This window comes from Bacteroidota bacterium (genome assembly GCA_023957335.1).
GTDB lineage: Bacteria > Bacteroidota > Bacteroidia > NS11-12g > UBA955 > JALOAG01.
The window spans coordinates 417,555-442,344 of sequence record JAMLHC010000001.1 but is presented as its reverse complement, the minus strand read 5'-3'; the positions used below and the strand labels follow the sequence as shown (position 1 = coordinate 442,344).

Sequence of the window (24,790 nt, the reverse complement as noted above, 5' to 3'; positions counted from 1 at the left end):
TGAGGCAATTACAAAGTCAATAGAGATGTTGAATCGCTTATAACTCGTGTTATTTCATCAAATACAAGGCAGCACTTTCAGTTAGATTTCGGAATTCAGTTTTGAACTTGTACGAATAAGAAACCTGCACTATATACATCCCGATTTCACAAGGGGTGCCCATATAGGTTCCATCCCAACCTTTGTCATTCTGATTGCCGTCATACACCATTTGCCCCCAACGATTAAAAATCTGAATATGATATTGTTCGACATCGTAGGTGATTGGGTTATAGTAGTCGTTTAGCCCGTCTCTGTTCGGACTGAAAGCAGTGGGCAGGTACATTCGACAGTTGTATTCTCCGTATTCTATATAGATTGAGTCTGTGGCAGAACCACAGAAATTGCTGACTGTAACTTTATACAATCCGGGACGTTTGACTTGATATTTAGCTTCTTTATTCCTGTCTTGCCATTCATAAGTGCTGTTCCAGAAACTTACATCAAATTCCAAAGATTCATATTTGCAAAGCATGGTGTCTGAACCAAGAAAAACACTTGGTGCAGGGTAAACCTGTGTGATTTGTAAACTTGAATCAAGGCAGCCATCTACTGTAACTTTGTATTCTACTGTGTCTCGCCATAGGATTTGCGGATAATAAAGATTGGTTTCTATGTTTTTGCCGTAAAATGTGCCGCCAGGTGTGGTGGGTGTGAATGAAAACGGACCTTGGTTGTTGCAATAATAAATATTGAGTTTCTCAAAACTTGGATCAGGCATGGGTTTAACAAATACCTCTCTGATGGCGGTATCTGCACATCCCAATTCAGAAATCACCCTGTATTCAATTGGGTGAAATCCTATTTTATTGAACTTAAATGAGGTATTGAGCGAATTAGCATATCCGACCCTATCAATTAGCCAGCGGTAATCAATGAGATTGAGTGTGTCCGTTGACTTGCCGGTAAATTCAAAGTGATTGCTGTACAAACATTGTGAAGTGTCATTGATGTCAAAGGCGGCTTTGGGTTTGGGATACACATCAACAAAATGAATAACGGAGTCCAAACAACCGCTGTCAGAGTATGAAATAAGACTTATTCTGAACCTGCCGCTGCTTTCAAAATATTGTGAAGGATTCTGTAGAATACTGAAATTGTTATTGCCGAAATTCCAAGTTTGAGATGTTATTGTGCCTTGATTGATTTGGGATTGGTTGATAAATGCAAAGTTTTGAGTGTTGATACACTGTGCAGCATTGTTGGCTGCAAAAGCACTTTTTGGATTAGCCCAAACCCTGATTTCTTTTGTGCTCGAGTCAATGCAACCAAAATTGGAAGTAGAAATCATTTTGACGGTGAAGGGTCCAAAGTTGCTGTATTTGTGATAAGTCGTGTCACCATTGTCAATAGCCCCATCGCCAAAGAGCCACTGATAACTGAGCGAACCGTAAGCAATATTTGACAAGGTTGAGAATTTGTATTGATTCTCATTAAGGCATTGCTTGTCCTGATTGACGGCAAAGTCAGGTGTAGGCTTGGGATACACTTTGACTAAACGCGATAGGGTATCAATACATCCGAAATTGGAAGTCGATTTGAGCAGTATTTTATAGCTGCCATAAGCAGGATAGCTGATTTGAGTGTCTTTCTGAGTAGAAGTTTCTCCATTGCCCAAATCCCAAAAATAGGTGAGAGAGCCGTATGAAATAGAACTCAAATTGCTCAACTCATATAAATTCCCTGTCAGACATTGCCCTGAATCATTGATGCTGAAATCTACGAACGGTTTTGGATATACAATCACGGGAGTTCCTGTGGTATCTTTACATCCGTTACCCGATGTTGCAATCAGCTTGACAAAAAATGTGTCGGGGCTGCTGTAATTATGAGTCGGGTGAATTGCGGTTGAGCCTTTGCCATCTCCAAATGTCCATTGATAGCTCAGCGCGCCATAAGGGATGGAGGACGCATTATTGAATGCAAATAACTGATTGTTTACACATTGGGTAGAATCATTGATAGAAAATAATGCTTCTGGTTTTGGATATACCTCCACCTGCGTTTGCACTGAATCTGCACAACCGAAATTAGTGGTTGCATAAAGATTTATGTTAAATATGCCATGAGTTGGGAATGAAAACGAAAACGTATCATTTGCTTGCAAACTGTTTACAGATTGTGCCGGAATATTCCACTCATAGGAAACAAAACTGCCTTCGTTGCTTTTGCTCTTACTGTTGAACACAAATAGGTTCGGGTTGACACATTGTTGTGCTTTGTTAACTGCAATGGCAGCAGAAGGTTTTGCCCGCAGTGTAACCGAATGAGAAACAGAATCCACACAGCCAAGGGTTGACGTTGTAATAAGCTTAATGTTGGGTTTACCGGCAATTGTATAGATATGTTTGGGATTTGTCAGGATGCTGCTATTTCCGTCTCCAAAACTCCACTTATAGTTCAGAGAGCCTTTGGCAACCGCACTTTGATTGGTAAATACAAAAAGGTTGTTCAACTGACATTGTTCATCATCATTGATTGTGAATTCAGGATTAGGCTTTGGGTAAACCTCCACCTTGTAGGTGCTTGTGTCCGCGCAACCCTTGCTTGACATCACTTTTAACGTTACCAGGTAAAATCCTGCTGTATCATAGCTTGTGGTGGGGTTGGAAAGAACATCGGTCTTGCCGTTCCCAAAATCCCATACTGTTGTCCAAGTTGGGTATTTTGCAAGTGTTGTAAGGTCAGTAAAAGAGAAATTTTGATTGTTTACACACTGAGCAGGAATGTTCACGCCAATTTTAGCAATGGGCATAGGCAGGACTTCTACTGTGCGATATGTGGTGTCGGTGCACGTGTTGGCAGAAAATGCAACCATGCGGATTGTATGTAAGCCCGTATCTGTATAGCTATATTGAAAAGTACTGTCTGTGTATGTAGTTCCTTTGATGAGCCATGCACGGGCAAGTGTACCCGTTGTGATATCCGAAAAGGTAAATTTGTTACCAAGCAAACATTGTTGTATATTGTCTATGCTGAAACTTGCCAGAGGATTCGCTTGAACCGTAACACTTTTGGAAATCGTATCTGCACAGCCAAATCCGGATGTTGTGATTAACTTTACATTAAAAATTCCTGTATCTGCATAAGTATGCGAGGGCGAGGTGGTACTACCGGTTTTGCCGTCACCAAATGCCCAAAAAGAAGAAAATGAACCGGTGGGAATGGATGTTGTGTTGCTATAAATAAATTGTTGTTCTGCAAAACATTGGGTTGCCTTGTTAATATTAAAATTTGCTACCGGAGTGGGGTTAATCGTAATATTTTTGGAAATTGAGTCTGTACAACCAAATCCGCTCACAGCTTTCAGTTTGATATTATATGTTCCGTTCGATGGATAGGTTTTGAGAGGATTAATATTGGTGGCAAAAGAGCCATCGGCAAAACTCCATTGATATGTCAGGTTTGTGTCGGGTACACTGCTGAGGTTGCTGATAACCAAGTCCTGACGTGAGCACGTATGAGCAACAGTATAATTGACTGTGGGTTTGTAGTGTACAGTTAGCATTTTTGATATCGAGTCAGAGCAGCCTGCCATATTGGTAACTACTAACTTGACATTGTATGTGCCGCCTGTTTTATAACTTTTGCTGATAATATCTGCACTGCCAAAAGTGCTGTCTCCAAAACTCCATTTCCATTTGACCACAACATCATTAAAGGCTTTGGTGGTATCCTTAAATTTGATGGCAACCCCTGCACATTCATTTGTGAAAATAAAGTCAGGAATAGGGGTGGGCGAAATAACAATCATCCGTTGAAGTGTGTCTGAACAGCCATTGGCTGAAAATGCAATCAGCGTAACATTAAATCTGCCCGTATCGTTGTACTGATGAATTGGGTCATTGTCTTTCGAACTGTTTCCATCGCCAAAATCCCATTTGACAGAAGACAAAGTAGAGGTTCCTATATATGTCTTATTGGTAAATTGAGTCGTTTTAGTAAAGCAATTTGTAACATTTTGGAAATCTGGTTTGGGAATTTCTAATACTGTTATCTCTCGGAACGGGATGGGCATGGAATCAGGGAAGACACTCGAGCAAGTGATAGTTGCGCCATTCTTGACATAAGTCCCTTGGGCTGTCAGGTATGGATAATATTTTCCAAATTGTGGGTATGTAAAGTTGATGTCCGCTAATGAGCCGGTATTAAGAACATTTCCACTACTGTCCCTATATCGCCATATATAGTTACTTGCACCGGTACTTTTATTTTTGAAAGTCATCACCAAAGGTTGACAGCCAATGGAGTCGGACATGAATTCATATTCGGCTTTAGGTCCAATCACAACAATATCTTTGCTTACACTGTCTTTACACCCAATGTCATTGGTGGCGCTAAGCTTTATTTTGTACATGCCTTCTTTCAACATCACAAGCGGATTGGGAAGCGCATTGTTGGAGATGCCGTTCCCAAATTCCCATTTATATACAATATTGCCGAGAGTGTCTTGCGGAAATGGGCTTGTACTGTCATATTTTGAAATAAGAGAATTAAATTGAATGGCTTGAGCACATACAAAACTGTCTAAATTGGTTTCTATCTTAGTTTGAATATGTTTGATTGTAACAGCATTAACCTTTGTAATTGTGTCTAAGCACCCGGCACTGTCTTCTACAGCAATTGAAACGTTGTAGATGCCGCCTTTGGAATAGGAATATGAAAAAGGTGGCAACCCTAAATCCTGATATCCCTGTCCATCACCCATATTCCATCGAATTTTTTCTTTGCCGGATTTTATCCTGCTTGAGTCATTCCACGGGTAATTGAAACCATTGATGTATTGGATTTCGGGTATAAGCTGAATGGGGTCGTTTTTGCAAAATGCACCACCATTGTTTGGGTCAATCAAAGAGAAATCGGTGTAATAGCCCACTTTGATACGCTTGGTGTGTGTGGCTACACAGCCTGAATCTGTCCATACCGTAACGGTGATATTATACCATTTTGACGATTTGAACTTGTGCTTAATAGGTGCTGTCAAGTTCCCCGAAGTCAATAAGTCCACAGTGCCATCATCCCAATCCCACCTAACTTGCGAAAGCGAATTTTGAATGGTGTCTTTAAGTCGAAAAGTAAACTCTGTTCCTTTGCAATACTGAACCGTTGAGTCATAATCGGAATCAAAGTCAGGGTCGAACATTTCAAATTGCAAGAAATCATGATACCAAGCAGTATCCCTACACACATTATTGTTTGAATCTCTCCCGTTTTCAATAATTAAACCAATGGTTACAAATCCATTTGGATCTGCTGGTTTGTTTGCAAAGGTGTAGTAGTGCGAGTCTGCGTAAGACTCCCAATGTGAATCAAAACTTCCGGATTGTCTTGCACCCAGAGAATCCCACATTACCCACCACCTTTGCCGTGTACAAGCGGGTTGAGTTTGATTTAAGTTTAACACCAATACATTGATTTTGTCGTCATCTTCACTCAAGCATGAGCGACTATGGTTGAGTGACATACCTGCTCTTGGTGGCAAAATACTCAGATCAATATCCGCTTTCGGTGGCATCAGAGGAAGAGCAATATAGGTCGAATCTGCGCAACCCAACACTGTATCGCTCACCACAAGTTTAGTATAGTAGCATTGTTCTTTGCCGGGCGTATAAAAATGTTTTGTCAGTACGCTGTCTGTACTGTATCGACAATTCAGTCCGACATTGATGCCTTGAGCCAAGTTGCTTGTACATGCAGGAGCATAAGAATCGCCAAAGTCCCAAAATGTTGAACGGCTTTTGTTAAAATCATATAAGCTGGAGTTAGTAAAGTAGATGGTGTCTTTGATTTGGCACTGATATCGGTTGATAATATTGCTTGCCAATGCTCTGGGACCGACAATCGTAATCGTGTCAAAAACGGTGTCTTTGACACAGCCATAAACAGAAATATGCACTCTTGGATAATAGGTGCCCGGATTGTAATAGTGTTTACTTACACTCCAAGTGTATGAGGTGTCGGCATCCGTCCAAAACCAGTTGATACTACCACCTGTAATTGGAGTTTGTTTGTAAAACAGTTTGTTGTCACTTCTGCAAAAACTTACTACGCTATCCAAATACGCGTCCACATTGTAATTTACATTTTGGATAATGTTGTTATAGGTTGTAGAAACTTGGCAACCTTTGTCGTCTTCTACTTGCAGCGAAACCGAGAATATGCCATTATCGGTATAGGTATGCCCGGGAGACCAAGCTGTTGAATCATAAGTACTATCTCCAAAATCCCATTTGAATTTTGTGATACGCGGTGGAGTTGTGTTGCTGGTATTAGTAAATGAAACCGCAGTGCTAAAACAACCAAATGTGTTGTTATGGTAAAACCCAAGTCGTATTTTTGGGTGCAACTCAATCATACTGTCAATGGTGGTGGTGTTGGAGCATCCATTTGAATCTATGGCTTCATAAGTTACGGAATATATTCCTCCGGTTGTGTCGTTGTATGAGTAACATAGAGTTGTGTCTGTCAATGAGAAGACATTGTTTTGATTGCCATCACCAAAAATGACAGAACGATAGCTCAAATTTTTTTCTCTGCCCACAAACTCAAAACAGAACTGATTACCTTGAAAACATTGGATACTATCCGTCAATAGTTTAAAGTTAGTATTAGGTTTGTTTGAGATTGTCAGACTGTCTCCACCGGTCAAGCAAGTGCTACTATCAGCGTATGTCATCAAAAGTGTAACAGAATAAATTCCACCTTTTGTGTATTGATATTTGGGGGCAGCTTGGCTGCTGATGGAGCCATCCCCAAAATTCCATTTGTATTTGACAGAAGGAACAAGCCCTGCTTTGAGACTGAAATTGAGGTCTTGTTCTATACAAGACGAACTTTTATCTGACTGTATTTCGGGAGTAGGATAAACAGTAATTGTTTTTTCAAAACTATCCGAACATCCCTCAACTGTAACAATGTGAGCGCTTATCTTGACTTGACCCGTGTCTGTAAATGAATGAGAAATAAAAGCGCCCGAATCCATTAAAGAGTTATTGGCAAACCAATAGATTTGTTTGGCGGAATCTGCTGTGTCTATAGACGTATAAGCATTGAAGTCGGTGATGAGGTTTTTGCAATTATTGAGAAATGAAAATGAAACCATCGGTTTTTCTAATACTCTAACCTGCTTGATAAGAGTGTCAGAACACGCAGAGTCGGACACGATTAACCTCACATTATATACTCCGAAGCTTGTAAATAGATGTTTAGGGTTTTTTAGCGTGTCGGTGTTCCTAATACCTGAAGCGGGGTTGTCAAAATCCCAATCGAAATGCTTGCCACTACCTGTAAAACCAAAACTTACGGTGTCTTTGTCGCATACTTTGGGAGTTACACTAAAAGCCGCTATACATTGCCCAAAAGAACTTTGCGCAAACATCATCAAGATTGTTGATACACAAAGAGAAAGTATGGATTTGGTAGGGCGCATTTATAAAGGATTGCAAAATTAAGCCAAATTGGGGTTGTGAATAGTGAAAATTGTTAATATTTCATGCACAATTAGATGGGTGTACAACTTGATGCAACTGCTGTTTTAGAAAAACAATTTGGCAGATATTACGTTGTAAATTAAGGATGTTATTTTTTACCAACCTGTATTTATTGTACACCAATCATTATTGTAAATTCATCCTTTCTTATTGCCTTTACATTAATTTCGCCACGTTAAATTGTTATAAATGAAAAAAATACTTGTTCTGTTCTCTGTAACAGTACTCTGTTTAAGTTTTAGTGAAAACATTCTTGTTGCTCAAACACCCACAAAAAAATATCAGTCTTTGTTGTGGGAAGTAACTTCTCCTCAAAATCCGGACAAGAAGTCCTATTTGTATGGCACTATGCATGTGAGTAGCAAACTTGCCTTCAATCTCAGTGATACTTTTTTTCTTGGACTTAAAAACGCTGATATCATAGCATTGGAATCCAACCCTACAGATTGGTTAGATGAAATTCTGAATTTGAAATATGCACCTGAATACTTTGGGAGTTATCCCGCCAACACATATACTGACAAAGGTTTTTATCAAAGAATTTTCCCGATTGACCCACCTACCAATAGCTTCATAGGTTCTAATATCGCCAGTAGGGATATGATGCTGAATTCTTTGCAATTCAGGAGCGATCCTTATATGTCGGATTTTGAGGAAGATACTTATTTGGATATGTTTATTTATATGGCAGGTGCCAAAACCGGAAGAAAGGTAGTAGGACTTGAAAACATTAAACATACCAATGACTTGCTTAGAATTGCCCAAACCGAAAGAAAAAACAGAAAAGACGAGAAGCCTATTCCGCTTTGGCTTGAAGAACGGATGAAAACGCAGGATATAAGCGAAATTTTTGAAGATGCTTATCGTCAACAAGACTTGGATTTGGTGCTGGAACTGCAAGATTTATTTTCTACTCCACATTATATTCAATGGTTTTTGAACGAACGCAACCGATTGATGGCAGACAGCATGTTTGTGTTAATGAAAAATCATTCTGTTTTTACTGGCGTGGGAGCTGCACATTTGGGCGGAGATTATGGCGTAATTGAATATTTACGAAAAAAAGGATGTGTTGTAAGACCGGTTTCATTTATCAAAACGGATTTTGCGACTGATACAAAGAAATACTATGACTCTCTGAAAACCGATTTGATTTTGACTCCGCAGGTTTCCCCCGACAAGCAATTTACTATTAATCTCCCTGCAAAATTGTATGAGCTACCTTATAGTGGAACTAATTTTCTTTGTTCTGAGATGACCAATGGTTCATTCTTTTCCGTCAATAAAATTGCTACGTTTGGGATAGTTTCCGAAATTTCTGCAGATAATTACTTGGACAAAATTGACAGTCTGCTGTTTGAAAATATACCGGGTAAAATATTATCTAAACGAAGGATTAAGAATGGGGACTACACAGGGATAGAAGTAAAAAATAGAACCAAGACCGGTAATTTGCAACATTATCAAATTTATGTAACCCCTTTTGAAATTATTATCTTCAAAATGGGTGGAAACGGTGATTTTATTTCTCAATGGTCAGATTCGGTTTTTGCGAGTTTGAAGTTTGTTGAGGATAACAGGAAAGCCAAATGGGGGCGAATCAAGTTTATATATGGCGGTTTTTCGGTAGAAATGCCAGCAATGCATGTTTTGGATTCGGATTTGCCCATTTCAGCTGTTTATACTAATCCTGTATTTCAAGGTTATGATAGCAAGACAAAAAGCCTGTTTTTCTTGACACGTAACTCGTTGATGGACTTTAACTATATTGAAGAAGATCAATTTGAGTTAGAACGAACTGCTCAAAAATTAGCCAAGAAGCATGAAAAAGAACTGGGTGAAAAATCTTTAAGCCGTTGGCAAGGCTTGCCTTGTCTTGATTTTGCGCTTATACCTAAAAAAGGAGAAAAAGGCGAAACAACTTATTTTAGAATGGTTATTTCCGGAGGTTATTATTATCTGCTTGCGGCTAAGACACATAAAAACAAAAAGTTAGCAAAAAGATTTTTTGACTCTTTTACAATCGAACCACTTTCCAACCTCAAACCATTTGAAAAGTTTACGGATACTTTGTTATATTTTTCTACCCTAACTTCCAAAGACATCAACGAAAGCAGTAAACGAAATCTCGGTTATTATGATTACAGAAAGGATTATGAAGAATATTCCAATGTTAATATTTATCTATCTGAAGCAGGGGAGAGGGTGCGCGTGTTTTTTGAGAAATTTCACGAATACACCTTTTATCCTGATGCAGACTCTTTATTCAATGAAACTGTTAGAAACATAAACTCTGAAGATGCTTTTACTGTCTTTTCGCAAAAACGCTATGAAAAAGACGGGCAACATATCATGGACTTGTATTTGTCCGACACGGGAAGTTGCAGGCTTATTAAAATGAGAGCTATTATAAAAAAAGGCGGAGACGCTATCTATATACTACGCACATTGGTGGATTCTGTAAACCAAGGCTCACCCTTTATCAATGCATTTTATGACAATTTTACACCCATTGATTCTTCTTTTGGTTTCTCGGTCTTTGAGGAAAAAGGTAACTTATTTTTGGATGACTTACTTTCCACAGACAGTACACGATTCAAAAAAGCCATTTCATCTTTGGACTATGTTACACTGAGCAAAAGTAATATTGACAGAGTGATTGAGGTTGTTAATACTTATCCATTTAAAGCTAAGGAGCAGGAGTTTGTTCAACAAATCTTGTTGAACAAACTCTCTGAACTCGAAGATGATAAGCTGATAGATTTTGCAAAAAAGCTCTATTTAGAACATCCAAATAATTATCCTATTCAAATCAGTGCGCTACAAGTGTTGTGTGCCCAAAAATCAATGAAAACTATTGAGGCACTCAAAGAAATTATGAAAGAAGACCTGCCTTATGTGATGGATGCTGACAGGGTGGTTCTCGCGCCTCTTCGCATTGACAGCATGAGCTTGTGGAGCCATTTGTATCCATTATTGTTTGACTATGAGCATATTCAAGAGTATAAGACTATGATTTTTGGTGATCTTTCCAATATGCTCGATAGCGGAATAGTGGATGGCAAATTTTATCAATCATTTTTACCCAAACTTATTGCTGAATCTGAATTTGTATTAAAAAAATATCTGGCTGCAGAGCAGAAGAACAACATAGCTAAAGCTAAAAATGAAGCAATGGATGAGAGTACAAACAATACTTCTACAACTTCTTATAATTTTAGCCTGATTCAAAAATATAAATTACTGCTTCCACAAATACAACATAAAGAAGTCGCGGAATTATTAAAAAGTTATGATACCAGTATTACATCAGAAGTGAATCAAATCATGATGATTCGTTACAGATTAGCTAATAAGTTGGAAGTGAATCAGGGGTTGATTGATAAAATAGCTGCTAAGCCTACATTTTTATTGAGATTATATACGAATTTGGAGGATATAAATAGACTGGATTTAATTCCCGCAAAATATATGGATGAGGAATTATTGGCAAGAATAACATTAGGTGGGTCGTCTTATGTAATATCTAAGTTTGATTTGGAGAAAGATACTTTTAAATTATTGTCTTCTGAAAATGCAACAATCAGAGGGAAACAATACCGAATTTTCTATTATGAAATTAACCGTTATATCAGTGCTAAGCAAACAGAATCTCGCAATTTTGACCCCAAAGATTTCAAGAATCTGGCTTTGGTAGCAGTTGAACTCAAGAATGGGAAGATATGTCCGACAGGCAGCACATTTAATACGAGTGTAGTTATTGATAACCCTGAAAGACGTGCTAAGTATCTTGAAGAACTAAGCGAAGAATTTCAGGTTAAAGATAGGCAGCGGGCTTCGGCAACAGACGATAACAGTTTTTCTTACTATTGGTAAAAATTGTTGCTTTGGAACTGATTAATCTTCAAGCTCTTTGAGGATTTTGTTGACATCTTCCTCTGTTGTTGTCAGTTTGGTTTTGCAGATTTTGATGAGTTGCGAAGCTCTTTTTACTTTTGTCGAAAGTTCATCTACTGAAATTTCGCCTCGTTCAATCTCTGTTACGATATTTTGAAGTTCTTCAAATGCTTTTGTATAGGTTATTTCTGTGCTCATAATTTTGATTTTTTTGATGTAGATTGAATAATACTTGTAGCAGTACCCTCGTACAAAACAATATCAACCGAATCTCCAACATTGACTTGTTTGTACGTTTGAATAGGTTTGCCATTATGGAGTGCAATGCTGTAACCACGTTTGAGAACATTGACAGGACTCATGTTTTCAATGTTTTTAGTAATATTTCTAATTTCCGTTTGTTGGTTATTTATCATGGATATGCTTTCCAACTTGATTCTTTGGGCGAGTTGTGCAAGGGTGTTGTTGCTGCTCCCCAACTTAAAAACAATATCTTTTTGAATGCCGAAAGATGTTTGAGCAAGAAATTGTTTCTCAGTATTCAATAATCCTGCTGCTTTTTGTGTTATGCTCCGGCTCATATTTGATAATATGCCTTTGCCACGCAATAAGGAGCCTTGCGTAACAGACCTGAATAGCTTGCCTGTATTGAATAGCTCTAATTTGTTTGTATCTAACAACAATCTTGACTTTTGCACGATTGTTTTTTCTGCTTCTTGCACAGGGTCAGAAAAATTATGAAACTGTTGAATCAACATTTCAGCAAGTTTAGTAGGAGTAATTGCATCCCTTAATGCAACCATTTCTGCAACAGTTTCGTTGGTGGAATGACCGATTCCTGTAATAACCGGAAGAGGGAAAGTGGCTATGGCTTGGGCAAGTTCGTAATGGTTGTAACAAGATAATCCAACATCCCCGCCACCACCGCGCACAATGACCACCACGTCAAAGTGATGAATTACTTTGCGAATGAGTGACAGTTGTTCGATGATTGTGCGAACCGCTCCATCTCCTTGCAGTAACGAAGGGAAGAGCATTCGGAAAAAGTGGTATCCCCAAGTGTGCTTGGCTTCTTCCAAAACTCTCACAAAATCTGCATATCCCTTACTCGTTTCAACCGAAATGACTGCAATTCTTTGGGGGAGCAAAGGTATCTTCAAAGACTTGTTTTGATTGAAAATGCCTTCTGCTTTGAGTTTATTGATAGTCTCTTGTTTTTCCTTTTCTAAATCACCGAGCGTGAAACTCGCATCTATATCCTGAATGTTAAGCGAAATTCCATGTTCACTTGAAAAAGAAATACGTGCCAGAATAAGCACTTTGATACCTTCTTTGAGTGGTTCTTTTAATATCCTCTCAAACTCATTGTTAATGCGTAAAAAATCGTGTCTCCACATTGTGGAGCGCATTTGTGCAACAACCTTTCCGTCCTGTTTGTCCACCAAATCCGGGTAGCAGTGTCCGCTGTGTTTATAAAAATTGAGTTTGATTATTTCGGCTTTTATCCAATAAGAATTTCCATATCGTTCTGAAATAGTTTTTTGAATACTTTTTGTAACTTCAAAAAGGGTGAAAATCTGTCTGCCGTTTATGGTTTCGGACATGGTGAAAGATGGATTGACGGAAGCAAATATATCTCTTTAATTGAATGAAAACGGGTATTCTTCTTTGCCGTTTCACAAGGGTGGGCTATAATAGGGATGAAGTTATTTTGCTTGTGATATATAAATCAAACTAATAGCAAACCTCTAAAGCCTCTCGCGGCATAGTATGATTCAGCTCCATTATGATAGGTGAAAACTCTGCCAAAACGGTAATCGCAAAATATAGCACCTCCTAATTTTCTGATATCATCCGGGGTGAGAACCCAACTGGAAGTCTTGTTATCAAATTGCACAATCTTATGGAAGTGTTTGTACTGTTCTTCTGTCAGCATGGTTACTCCTATTTCAGTTGCCAAGTCAAATGCACTATTGATTGGTTTATTGGCTTTTCTTGAGTCTAATGCTGCTCGGTCATAACATAGGCTTCTGCGCCCAATTGGACTTTCTTGCGAACAGTCTATAAAGGTGTATTCGTCTTTTTTTACGTCATAGCTAACCACATCGGGTTCGCCTCCTGACAGTTCCATCCGGTTCAAAACCATTAATTTTTCGGGGTTAGCTTCCAATTTTTTTGATATCGCTGACCAGTCCATGCCGGTATGTCGGGACATATTTTTATTAAACCTTTCTTTGAGTGTTTTGAGAATCTCTGTTTGGGTTTGCATAGTGAGTGGGTGTTTTATTTCTTAAAATTTGTTAGTTTAGAGCTGAAACAAATATAGCTTGTCAACTATCTACTTGCGTATTTTCTCTTTCTCACAAAAGCATTAATCAGTCCGAATAGTATCATCAAGATAACAGGTAAACCCAAGTTGAAAAACTGCCAATAAGTGCGTTGTTCTTTTACTTTTTCTTTGTCCAAAAGACGCAGTATGATTTCTTTGGAACGAATTTCAATCAAACCAGAGTCGTCTAACAAGTAGTCAAAGCAATTAAGCAGGAATTTTTTATTTCCGAAAAATCTACCCGTAATATGGTCTTTGCCAAGTTCTAAATACCCGCCCTGACTGCTGACATGGTTTCGGGCAATGTCTCCATCTGCAATCACAATAATGCTTCCTTTGCCACTCTCTTTGAAAGGTAAATCAGAGCGCACATTTCTGCGTGCAAAAGCGGATTTGAACGTGCCCTCAAGTAGCACGCCCGCAACTTGAGGACCTGCATTAAAAGTTGATATGAAGTTCTTGTCATTAGAGCGAATTTTGTCAATAATACTAAACTCAACCAAAGCGGGGGCATTGGAAATCTTGCTTCTTTCAGAACTTATCAATAAAGGGGTGGACTTAACTCCTTCCTTACTTAATATTTTGAGAGTGCCTCCAAAGCGCGACCATACCCCTTCTATATTGCGGTTAATGGGATGTTTGGATAGAGTAGGGTGCGCTGTAAAAACCGGGAAGTAAACCCATGGGAAATTGCGATAACTGTTGGCAGAGTATGGGTCTCTGAGCGCTATGTCATTACAGCGAAAATCTTGCAATAAATCTACATTTACCCTCACTCCATAATGAAAAAGCAGCTCGCGGAGATTTTCCAAAGGATAATCCACTGAAACCATCCTGCCTGTGTTGCTCAAAGAGTCCATTTCTGCCTGAAGCGCATCAATAAACCAAAGGGTTTTGCCGCCTTGCATCATATATTGGTCTATCAAAAAAGATTCTTCACGTGTCAAATCTGTACGAGGTTTGGCGATTACAACTGCGCTGTATTGATTGATACGGCTTTGTAAACCACTTAGGATAATTTTGGCATTTTCTTCATCATTATTGGTAAATTTGTCTGCATAGAGAGCGATTGCGGCAGAATCGCGCAAATCAATATTCAGATTGTCAAGACGATAGAAGCTCCCAAGCTCTTTTTTGAGGTCATATAACTGCAATTCGTTCAATTCTCCGTGCCCTGTCAGAAAACCTATGCGTTTGCTCTGGTCTGCTTTGCATTTTCGAATGGCATGGGCAATTTCATATTCAAGGTTTTCAATAGATTGATTGATGTTCTCTTCATTGGCTTGACCTAATTCTGTTTTGAGCAAGTTTATTACAAAACTTTTCCCTGTACCATAAAAAACCTCTGCTCCCGGAATAATTAAATTGCGTTTTTGAGATTCTATTTCTTCATCTTCTACATCATCATAAGGAGGAAGTCCTTTTTGTTCGAAATCTTGCAGTAATTGCTGTTTCTCTTTATTGTCTTTGCCGGCAAAAGGGTCAACAAATTCATACTCAATTTGATTGCCGGAGGCTTCACGAAAGTTGGACAGCATGTCCAAAGTAGCGTTTTTAAGCTGTTTAAACTTGGAACTTAGCTCTCCATTCAGATATACCTTGATATAGATGTAATCATTTACACTCTTGGCAAGATTGCGCGAAGTCTCACTTAAGGTATAGCGTTTTTCTTTGGTCAGGTCAAATTTTGTGTAGTATTGTGTGGAAAGCAGATTGGCGATTACTACAAAGGCAATAACAACTGATAAATCAACAAAACCCTTCAATTTATTTGTTCTTTTCTTACTCATAAACTCTACCACTTACGGCTTCCGAAAATAAATTTAGTTAAACCTAAAAATAACAAGGTCAGCGAAATGAAGTACACCAAATCTCTGGTGTCGGCAACACCCTTGCTGATTGATTTGTAATGATAATTAATACCTATCCACTCTGTGGTGAATTCGGAGTCTTTGAGAAATGAGATGTCAGAGAGGAAGTCAAAGGCAATGAAAAAGAAGAAGCAGACAAACATAGACAACAAAAAGGCTATAATTTGATTGTCGCTAATCGCTGATGCAAAAGTCCCTATGGCAACATATACGGCTCCTAATAATAAAAGTCCTATGTAAGAACCCAGCGTGGCACCTGTGTCAATGCCGGTTTGCGCGGGGTTGATGGATAGTTTATTTACAGAATAATAATACAATAGCGTGGGCAATATTGAAAACACTACAAGGGTCAGTCCTGCAAAGTATTTGCCCATGATTATGGCAAAGTCCGAAACCGGTCGGGTGGTAAGGGTCTCTATTGTGCCACTCTTGCGCTCTTCTGAAAAACTGCGCATGGTAATAGCCGAAACCAAAAAAATGAAAATTATGGGTGCTATTGAAAATAAAGGGTCAAGATTTGCATAACCGCTGTCGAGTACGCTCGTGTCTTTGAACAACCATGTAAACATGCCTGTTACTATCAAAAAGACTGCTATCACTACATACGCAATGAGAGAGCTTAAAAAGCTCCGGATTTCTTTTTTATAAATCGTCCACATTTTGAGTTAGTTTTTGGAAAATATCCTCTAAAGTCTGTTTCTCTTCTTTTTGTTCTAAAATATAACCTTCCGCATTGGCAATAATTCGGTTGAGTGCTATTTTGCAAGCTTGTGGTTCGACAGTGCTAATATGCCAAGAATGAGGCTGTGTCCCTTTGGACACTTTTTTGATTTCTTTGATGGAGCGCAATTCTGAATCTGCAATGTCTTTGGAAAACTCTACATAAATAACCGTATCACTTTCGAGTTTTTTGCCTAATTCTGATGTGGGTGCATCTGCTACAATTTTTCCTCTGTTGATGATGATTGTGCGTTGACAAAGTGCCTCAACCTCTTGCATGATATGTGTGGATAGTAATATGGTTTTCTCGGAACCTATGTCCAAAATCAATTTTCTGATTTCGCCAATCTGATTTGGGTCTAACCCTGAAGTAGGCTCATCCAGAATCAATACGTCCGGGTTGTGAATCAACGCTTGGGCTAAACCAACCCGCTGACGATATCCTTTGGAAAGTTGCCCAATTTTTTTCTTGCGCTCAATGGTAAGCCCTGTCAGTTCAATGAGTTCTTCGGTTCGTTTGGACGGATTTTTTACACCATTAATTTCCGCCATAAATCGCAGATATTCGCGGATGTACATGTCTAAATACAATGGATTGTGTTCGGGTAAATATCCAATTTTGGAGCGTGTGAGCAGCGGTTTTTCTTCTATATCAATGTTGTCAATATAAGCTTTGCCGGAAGTAGAAGGAATAAAACCCGTAAGGATTTTCATGGTAGTACTTTTTCCTGCACCGTTAGGACCCAAAAAGCCCACTATCTGCCCTCTGGGAATATCAAAAGAGATGGAGTCCACCGCCTTTTGTACCCCATATATTTTGGTGATATTTTCTACTCTAATTGCCATTTAACAGTTTGCGAATATAGAGCTTTGTACAAAGCATGGTGATTTTTTCCTCCTACACTTGATAGAGAAATTTAGACACTCGATTGGAGTGTAAATTTGAAGAAGAAACTTGCCTCTATTACCCATCTTCTCATGTAGTAATACCGCCATTTTGCCCAAAGACATATTTGTTATTTATCGCTTATTAAGCGTGAAAATAAAAATTCAAAAAAATAGATTTTGCCTCATTAATATTATTGGTAAATAACCTTAAACTATTACTGCGGCAAGGATTACAGAGTCTCTCACATTTTTGAAATATTTAACATTCTGTTTAGAGCAGCAATACTGTTCAGGTTTGAATTCGGGGCAGACCACAACTTACCACCAATACAACTCACGACCGCGAGTATGAGATTTCTCCTTAGCACTCATTGAATTGAGGTTATAGACAAAAGAAAGCATAAAATAGCGTACAACGGTATTGCTTTGCGATTCTCCAATATAATTTGCTGAAACCACTCGAGAGATATTTGTATTCTGTTTTAACAAGTCAAATACAGACAATTTAATGATTCCTCTATCCTCTTTCAGCACACGTTTATTGATGGAAATGCTAAGCAGGTTATAGGCATTTTCTATTCCACTACTGATAAAAGGTTGATAATTCATTTTGTAATCATACTCCATACTAAATCCTTTGGGCAATTGCCACCAAAGAGTGGAGCTCACTGTGTGAAAAACGTTTGTGCTTGTTCTTTGGGTCAATTTTGCTTCATTTTTACTCCAGCTTTTACCATAGCTCACGCTTAGTTCAAAGACATCTTTTTTGCTAAGTCGGACTGTTGGACTTCCACTTAAGCTTTGATTAAATATAGAATTTAGTTCTCCGTACAATAATTGATAATTGCGTCCTACACCACCATAGACGCTAAAAGATACAGGTAATTCCCATTTTTCTGAAAGTTTGATTTTTTTAGAAATTGAAAAATTGTTATATCCACTCAACCCGTTACTGCCTTTGAGGTTTTGGAAAGTATTGATTTCTCGTCCGATTTCATCATAGAAAGTATTTCTCATTATGGGATTCTGTGTGAGGCTACTATTAGCATAATAATAAAAAAACAACTTAATTTTCTCTAGCGACCACATACAATATATTGATAAACCTGTAGTGTAAACCGGTTCTAATTGATAATTCCCTGTGCTTACTTTCATTGGGTCAAGATTGCTCAAAATAGGAAGTAATTCAGAAAAAGAAGGAAGACGCAGGTTTTGGTCTAAACTAATTGAAAGATTATTTCTTCTCGCATTTCCGCTTCGTCTATATTCAATGCTTCCCGTAGGACGATGATATAAGCTGTTTCTATAAAAACTTCTGTCGTCCTCTTTTGCCATTAAATCATAGAGTTCGTATCCAAGTTCAAACGATAGTGAGGACTTCAAATCTTTACCAAATTTATATCTAAGGTTTTTTTTAACCTGATGACTTTGATAGTTATATTTAAACAAACCGGATAAGGGCGCATTTTTCATATATTCGCTGCTTGACGCTCCTTTTTGCTCTGATTCAACCTTCGTACTGTTATTATGAATATTAAAATTATACACAAGCTGTGAAGCAAGTTTAGGGTTCCAATCATAATAAAAATTGGTGCTAATTTGATGGTCAAAAAGAGAACTCCCTTCTAATGATATTTGATTAAAACTTTGGTCTTCAAAGAGAATGTTGTCAATTAAACTGAGTTGGTCATAATTGTCATTTGAGTTCCCGTTTGATATGTCATGTTCATAGTAAACACTCAAAGAAAACTTATCTGAGAACATTTTATCATAATACAACTCTCCATTAAGTTTGAGGTTGTTAGCTCTCCCAAGCAGTTTGTTCTTGATATTGGAAGAGTCAAAATAGTTTCGCGTATTAAGAATTTCTTGTATGCTATTCTCTCTTTGCCAACTAAATGCTCCCGATTCGGAAACATAAATACTCGAAGTTGAATCAATAATATAATCTAAACCAAGATTGAATGAATGGCTATTTCCTCGCGAAAACTTACTATTTGTTGTATGACTCTGAAAAATAGAATCCGTAAAAAGAAAGTCTTTCACATTTGTATTCAAATAGGTTGTGTTGAAGGCTCCATAAAAATAAGAGGCATTCACTTTCAATTTTTTAAAAAGAATATGATTAAGATTTACTCCTCCACCATAGCTTTCTGTCAGACCATTTCCACCACCAAAAGAAGTATTACCAATGCTTAGCGCATTATCAGAATAAGTAATAGAATTATAACCGGTTCTGTTAAACCCTCCAAGTTGATAAAGGTCCGAAAAAGAAAAACCTGATTTGCTCAAATTATTTCCATATCCGATGAAACTTACCTGAAGCGTGTCCCTAAACACGTTCCACATAGTTCCCACTTCGTATTTATTAGTTGTTCCATAACCTGCAAAAGCTTTTCCAAAACTTCCTTTTTTAGCCTCCGGTTTTAACGTAACATTGATAGTAACCGCACCGGAGTTTGTAGCTCTTCCAAATTTGTCTTTTTCCTCTGTTACCTGCACTTTATCCACCATCATAGAAGGGATATTTTTGAGCAGCATCGTAGGGTCAGAGCCAAAAAACTCTTTGCCATCCAACAAGATTTTGTTCACACTTTGTCCATTCATGGTAATACCATTGTCATTAAACTCAATGCCGGGTATGCGTTTTAGCAAGTCTTCTACTACCGTTCCCGGTCGGTTGAGAAATGCATCTGCCTGAAAAGAAATCGTATCTCCTTGAATCAATATTGGTGGCTTTTCCCAATTTATTTCCACTGCTTCTATCTCAAAAATTTTAAACGCAAAAAGCAAAGAGTCAAAATCCTTTTCATAAGGATCTTCTGGCAACATAAAATCAATGCGTTTTGCAGTGTAATTTATATGAGAAATCAATAAGCGCAAAGGGATATTGACCGGCAAATCCTTTATTACAAAACTTCCATTATTTTCTGAGAAAGTAAAGTTCATAATACTTGAGTCAGAAAGTTTAAACACCGTTACTGTGGCAGCGCTAATCGGTTGATAGGTTAATGTATCCCAAAGTATTCCCGTTACTTTTCCTTTTTGAGCAGATACCGTAAATGAAGTGAGTAAGGCAAATAGCAGGAAGAATAGTTTTTTATCCATAGTGTCCTTAATTTTTATAAGGAGGAATAGTTAAAAAGCTCTAAATACCTATGAAGTTGCGCAAAAAAACAATTCCTCAGATGGCAAATGTAACCTTGTTTTCTAAAATTGCACACAATCTGAGCGTTAACATTCCTAAAAAGCAGTGAAAGAGCGAAATACAGACAAGTATCAAAAAGGCTATGACAGATGGATGTATATAGTGGAGATGCTTTTTTTGTTAGTTTGAAAAATCCAATCTTTAACTTACATTATCAATGGTCATCGTTCTGTCACAGATAATCGAATCATCTTGATATACAAAGAGTCCCCGCCCGTAGAGTATCAGCAATCTGAACAAACAAAGAAATTGAGAATTCTTTTGGGATTTCTATTATTTTTTGTTTCAAAGATTGAGGACAGGATTGGCGAGTTATCAATGAAAAAATGTAACTTTACCTGTATGGACATCATACATGCCTCCAATGATTGCAATTTCGCCTTTTTGACATAAGTCGTTAAGAATTTCACTTTGCGATAATACCGCTTCAACAGATAATTCTACATTTACTTTTGCCACCTCATCAACTTGAGAAGGTAATATTTTATCTCCTTTGGTCATGGTCAAAGTTTTGTCAATAGCAGGCTGCAACTTGTCGAGTAATTCCGTAAGATTTCCCATCTTTACTTCATCACAAGCCCCTTTGACAGCACCACACTTAGTATGTCCAATTATTACAATTACTTTAGATTTTGCTATTTTACAAGCAAACTCCATACTCCCTAACACATCTTTATTAATAACATTTCCCGCAATTCTTACACTGAATAAATCTCCAATATTTGTATCAAACATTCTCTCTGCGGTAGTTCGTGAATCAATACAACTAACCACAATTGCCATAGGATGTTGACCTTTTGAGGTTGCTTTTACTTGATTGGGGAAGAATTTTCGTGATAGTGTTCCATTTACAAATCTCTCATTCCCATCTTTTAATAATTCAATAACTTCTTTTGGAGTTAAGTATTCTTGTTGTTTTTGATCGATTACATTTTCAAATTGCAGATAATCAGCCACATTGGTGTCCTCATTACCGCCAATAATATTTAATTGGATTTGTCTTTCTTTGGCAACGGTTGTCTTAAAATCATCCAGTAACTCTCTTATATCATGGTCTATAAACACCGCACGTGACGCATCTATTATTACCTTTGATTTTTCAGGTATCTGCCACAAAGCATTCTTCATTGTTGCTTTACTAAGGAAGGTTGTTTGGGAGGGTAGTTCTATGCGAACTGTTTCGCCATAGGATACTTTCTCTCTTTGTAATAAAAAAGGATTCAAATAGTTATATTTTAACAAATAGAATGCACTTGTAGAAAGACCAATAATTACACCAATTAATAAATCAGTAAATATAATAGCAATTACGGTTGCCATAAATGGGATAAATTGGTTTAATCCTTTTTTATACATCTGTTTGAATAATGATACCTTGGCAAGTTTATATCCCGTAACAATAAGTATGGCCGCTAAACTTGATAATGGAATTAAATTGAGAAGTGGGCTAAGAACAAAAACACTTCCCATTAATAAAATCCCATGCAAAATCGTTGAAGTCTTGGACTGTGCATTTGCATTGATATTGACTGAACTGCGAACGATAACAGAAGTTATAGGCAACCCTCCCAAAAAGCCTGAAAATATATTGCCAATACCTTGGGCTACCAATTCTCTATTGGGAGGAGAATGCCGTCTGTGTGGGTCTAAATTATCGACAGCTTCAATATTAAGTAATGTTTCTAGTGATGCAACAATAGCTATTGTAATCGCAATAATCCAAAAATCGCTATTCACCAATACTGACAACTGGGGAATTTTAAAAGATGAAAACAATGCTAATCCATCAACTTTTGGAATATTTACAAGATGAGCATCTGATAATGCCAGTTGAGGAAAGTTGGTAATAAACAATTTATTGATTGCAACTGCCAATAGAACTACGAAGAGAGAAGCAGGGAAAAAACGAATTTTTTTCATTGGAGTTTTATCCCATACAACTAAGACAAGAATTGTTATTCCCGCAACTAAAACTGCCCCAAGATGCAAATGATTGAAGATTTCACTCAGAAAAGAAAAGGTTCCTTTCCCATCTTCATCTAGAAACAAAATATCGCCTTTCTCTGACACATCAAATCCAACAGCATGAGGGATTTGTTTTAAGATTAATAATATGCCGATGGCCCCAAGTAAGCCTTTAATAACATTAGAAGGAAAAGCATCGGAAATGTATCCTGCTTTTAATAACCCGGCTATTAACTGTATAATCCCTGCAATGACAACCGCGGCCAGAAATAATTCAAAACTGCCTAATTGTTCAATTGAAGAAAGTACAATCGCAGCCAGCCCTGCGGCAGGTCCACTAACACTTGTGCTTGAACCACTTATCATACCTACTACTATCCCTCCAATAATTCCAGACACTAAACCCGATATGAGAGGCGCACCTGATGCGAGCGCTACGCCAAGACACAATGGGAGTGCAACCAAGAATGTCACCATACCTGACGGTAAATCATATTTCAGATTTGCAATAATTTTACTTTTCATGATGTCTTTATGAATGATTTTCCCACTTATATCCAAACTTTGTATTCTAAGTCCCTAAGTTCTTTAGAGCTTCCTAAGTAAATTTGGAAAACGTCAACTTGATAAGTTGTCCATTGATATGTGTATTCAACAGTTGATTTTGTATATCTATTCATGTTGCAAACTTATTGATTTTTTTGAATCTTTTCAAGATAAGTATTGTATCGCCTACACAAAATAAATATCAATAACAAGGAAGTGTTATAGTTTTCCGGAAGGTTTAATTTTTTGAAAAGCGCCCATTTGTAACAGCCTTTAATTCAACTTTTGCTGTTAAGCATAAGATGGTGTATTTACATCAACCTTGTAAATCAACACAAGGTGTAGTTTTTATTACCTGCCTTTTAATATTATTGTAGTTCTCATTTCTACATAAATTTTAGGAGTAATGAATTTTGAATGTCTTTATGAATATAGATTTTGATGTCAATAATTTGAGTGGTTGGTAACAACACCAGTCACTGCTGGAAAATACTTTTCGTTAACTTGGAATTTCCTATATCAGTATTGTTGATTTAGTCGGACAACTTTGGCATGGTTTTTTTGCATCTTTGCAGCGGTTTGGAATGTTATTATGAAAAATAAAATCAACCCTATCTCTTTATTTTTTAAATTGTCGTTGATACTGTTGGTAGTAATCAATTGCCATATAAGTTTTGCGCAACAAGATACTTCCATACACTATACTTTTAAGCCTTCATGGCAAAATGGAATGGAAATGGTGTACTTGCACAAAACTACCCATTTGAATACCAATGAGCGAGATGCCCCTATTTATATGACGATAGATTCACTCTATTCCGTTATGAACATTACCCATACAGATTCTAATACTTGGATAGTTCAAATTACGCATTATACGAAATATGATAAAGTCAGCAAAACAGCTTTTCTGGAAACCGTTGAATCAATGAAAAATGCTCCCCTCTTGCTGGAATTCGACAATGCTTTTAATTATTTAGGGTTGCAAAACTGGGAACAATGGAGAGATACACTCTATAAAAACCTCAGAAAGGAATTTGAAAATAAGAAGATAAGTTTGAAGACGTACGGAGATTATAGAAAAATATATGAGCAACAAGAAGAAGTAGAAGCCGTAGTGGTCAATTACTACCTGAATATGTTCTCCATCATGGGGCGCAACGTTAATCTATGGTATAAGGCTCCCGTTGTTTGCGATATCATCAACCCATTTAAAGACCGTGAACCCATCAGCAAAGCAGGAGATGAATTATTCTACATCACAACGGATAAGCCCAATGAAATTAAACATGTTTTTAATGCTAAAACGGATGAAGGCGATTTTCAGACTCTTGCCGAAGACTATTTGAACTATCTTCGTTCCACTTCCAACAGTGACGTAACCATACCCCCGCCTCGCATCATTATCGCACAGGACGAATATCAGGCGTTTGACAAGGTCAAAAATAATTTGACTGAGTTTAGATTAGAAACGTCTGTGAAAATCAATGGTGCAGGAACATTTTTAGAATATCACCTGAAACTCTTGAATATCAGAGAGCCCAAATAACCCCGGCTAATTCTGATTCTTTGTTGCCTATTGTGATTTCAATAGAGCCGATTCAGTCATAATTCTAAAAAAAAATACAAACTAACTATTATACGTTTGTTATTTTAGTAGATTTGAAATCTAATTTTAATTCGCATAATATCAATTTGTTACAGCCATTATTTAGAGTGTTTTTAAATTACTGTTGAATTGTTAAAAACATTATTGACATATTGAAACTGCTCTATATTTGCCCCGAATTTCTGAAGCAATATAGCTTCGGATTTGATCTTATAAAATATTACCACT

Annotated in this window: 11 protein-coding genes; 2 read left to right on the top strand and 9 right to left on the bottom strand. The window is 37.5% G+C overall.

From position 1 onward, the window contains the following. Positions 1-49 precede the first annotated feature (49 nt). The gene (locus M9892_01825; protein MCO5253089.1) at positions 50-7,468 is read right to left on the bottom strand and encodes a PKD domain-containing protein; all 7,419 of its coding nucleotides are present in this window, start codon (positions 7,466-7,468) and stop codon (positions 50-52) included. A 250-nt stretch (positions 7,469-7,718) separates the two neighbouring features. Between M9892_01825 and M9892_01820 the strand changes: the two genes are divergently transcribed. Further along, positions 7,719-11,405 (top strand): TraB/GumN family protein, encoded by a 3,687-nt coding sequence (locus M9892_01820; protein MCO5253088.1) that lies wholly within the window; start codon positions 7,719-7,721, stop codon positions 11,403-11,405. 21 nt (positions 11,406-11,426) lie between these two features. On the opposite strand, the gene xseB is transcribed toward M9892_01820, so the two are convergent. From xseB to M9892_01780, 8 genes are all read right to left on the bottom strand, one after another. Beyond that, on the bottom strand, positions 11,427-11,624 hold the full coding sequence (xseB, locus tag M9892_01815; GenBank protein ID MCO5253087.1) for an exodeoxyribonuclease VII small subunit: 198 nt from the start codon (positions 11,622-11,624) through the stop codon (positions 11,427-11,429). Then, positions 11,621-13,030: an exodeoxyribonuclease VII large subunit gene (gene xseA, locus M9892_01810; GenBank protein MCO5253086.1), complete on the bottom strand. Its 1,410-nt coding sequence runs from the start codon at positions 13,028-13,030 to the stop codon at positions 11,621-11,623. Before xseA ends, xseB begins: the two co-directional genes overlap by 4 nt. A 125-nt stretch (positions 13,031-13,155) precedes the next feature. After that, positions 13,156-13,695, bottom strand: coding sequence for a DUF4256 domain-containing protein (locus M9892_01805; protein ID MCO5253085.1), 540 nt, complete (start codon positions 13,693-13,695; stop codon positions 13,156-13,158). A gap of 65 nt (positions 13,696-13,760) precedes the next feature. Further along, positions 13,761-15,545 (bottom strand): gliding motility-associated ABC transporter substrate-binding protein GldG, encoded by a 1,785-nt coding sequence (gldG, locus tag M9892_01800; GenBank protein MCO5253084.1) that lies wholly within the window; start codon positions 15,543-15,545, stop codon positions 13,761-13,763. Between the two features lie 5 nt (positions 15,546-15,550). After that, a complete protein-coding gene (gldF, locus tag M9892_01795) occupies positions 15,551-16,285 on the bottom strand; it encodes a gliding motility-associated ABC transporter permease subunit GldF (protein MCO5253083.1) in 735 nt (244 codons plus the stop codon). Beyond that, positions 16,269-17,192 carry an ATP-binding cassette domain-containing protein gene (locus M9892_01790; GenBank protein MCO5253082.1) on the bottom strand — a complete coding sequence of 308 codons (924 nt, stop codon included), beginning with the start codon at positions 17,190-17,192 and terminating at the stop codon, positions 16,269-16,271. Before M9892_01790 ends, gldF begins: the two co-directional genes overlap by 17 nt. Before the next feature lie 360 nt (positions 17,193-17,552). Next, the gene (locus M9892_01785) at positions 17,553-20,342 is read right to left on the bottom strand and encodes an outer membrane beta-barrel protein (GenBank protein ID MCO5253081.1); all 2,790 of its coding nucleotides are present in this window, start codon (positions 20,340-20,342) and stop codon (positions 17,553-17,555) included. Positions 20,343-20,757: 415 nt separating this feature from the next. Then, complete coding sequence (locus M9892_01780; protein MCO5253080.1) at positions 20,758-22,932, bottom strand: carbonic anhydrase family protein; 2,175 nt, start codon at positions 22,930-22,932, stop codon at positions 20,758-20,760. 613 nt (positions 22,933-23,545) lie between these two features. On the opposite strand from M9892_01780, the gene M9892_01775 reads away from it, so the two are divergent. Further along, the gene (locus M9892_01775) at positions 23,546-24,502 is read left to right on the top strand and encodes a hypothetical protein (GenBank protein MCO5253079.1); all 957 of its coding nucleotides are present in this window, start codon (positions 23,546-23,548) and stop codon (positions 24,500-24,502) included. The last annotated feature ends 288 nt before the right edge of the window (positions 24,503-24,790 follow it).

What these genes read in the sequence shown, in the direction of transcription:
- M9892_01825 (MCO5253089.1), bottom strand. Translation starts at nt 7,468, where the DNA reads ATGCGCCCTACCAAATCCATACTTTCTCTTTGTGTATCAACAATCTTG.
- M9892_01820 (MCO5253088.1), top strand. Translation starts at nt 7,719, where the DNA reads ATGAAAAAAATACTTGTTCTGTTCTCTGTAACAGTACTCTGTTTAAGT.
- xseB (MCO5253087.1), bottom strand. Translation starts at nt 11,624, where the DNA reads ATGAGCACAGAAATAACCTATACAAAAGCATTTGAAGAACTTCAAAAT.
- xseA (MCO5253086.1), bottom strand. Translation starts at nt 13,030, where the DNA reads ATGTCCGAAACCATAAACGGCAGACAGATTTTCACCCTTTTTGAAGTT.
- M9892_01805 (MCO5253085.1), bottom strand. Translation starts at nt 13,695, where the DNA reads ATGCAAACCCAAACAGAGATTCTCAAAACACTCAAAGAAAGGTTTAAT.
- gldG (MCO5253084.1), bottom strand. Translation starts at nt 15,545, where the DNA reads ATGAGTAAGAAAAGAACAAATAAATTGAAGGGTTTTGTTGATTTATCA.
- gldF (MCO5253083.1), bottom strand. Translation starts at nt 16,285, where the DNA reads ATGTGGACGATTTATAAAAAAGAAATCCGGAGCTTTTTAAGCTCTCTC.
- M9892_01790 (MCO5253082.1), bottom strand. Translation starts at nt 17,192, where the DNA reads ATGGCAATTAGAGTAGAAAATATCACCAAAATATATGGGGTACAAAAG.
- M9892_01785 (MCO5253081.1), bottom strand. Translation starts at nt 20,342, where the DNA reads ATGGATAAAAAACTATTCTTCCTGCTATTTGCCTTACTCACTTCATTT.
- M9892_01780 (MCO5253080.1), bottom strand. Translation starts at nt 22,932, where the DNA reads ATGAAAAGTAAAATTATTGCAAATCTGAAATATGATTTACCGTCAGGT.
- M9892_01775 (MCO5253079.1), top strand. Translation starts at nt 23,546, where the DNA reads ATGAAAAATAAAATCAACCCTATCTCTTTATTTTTTAAATTGTCGTTG.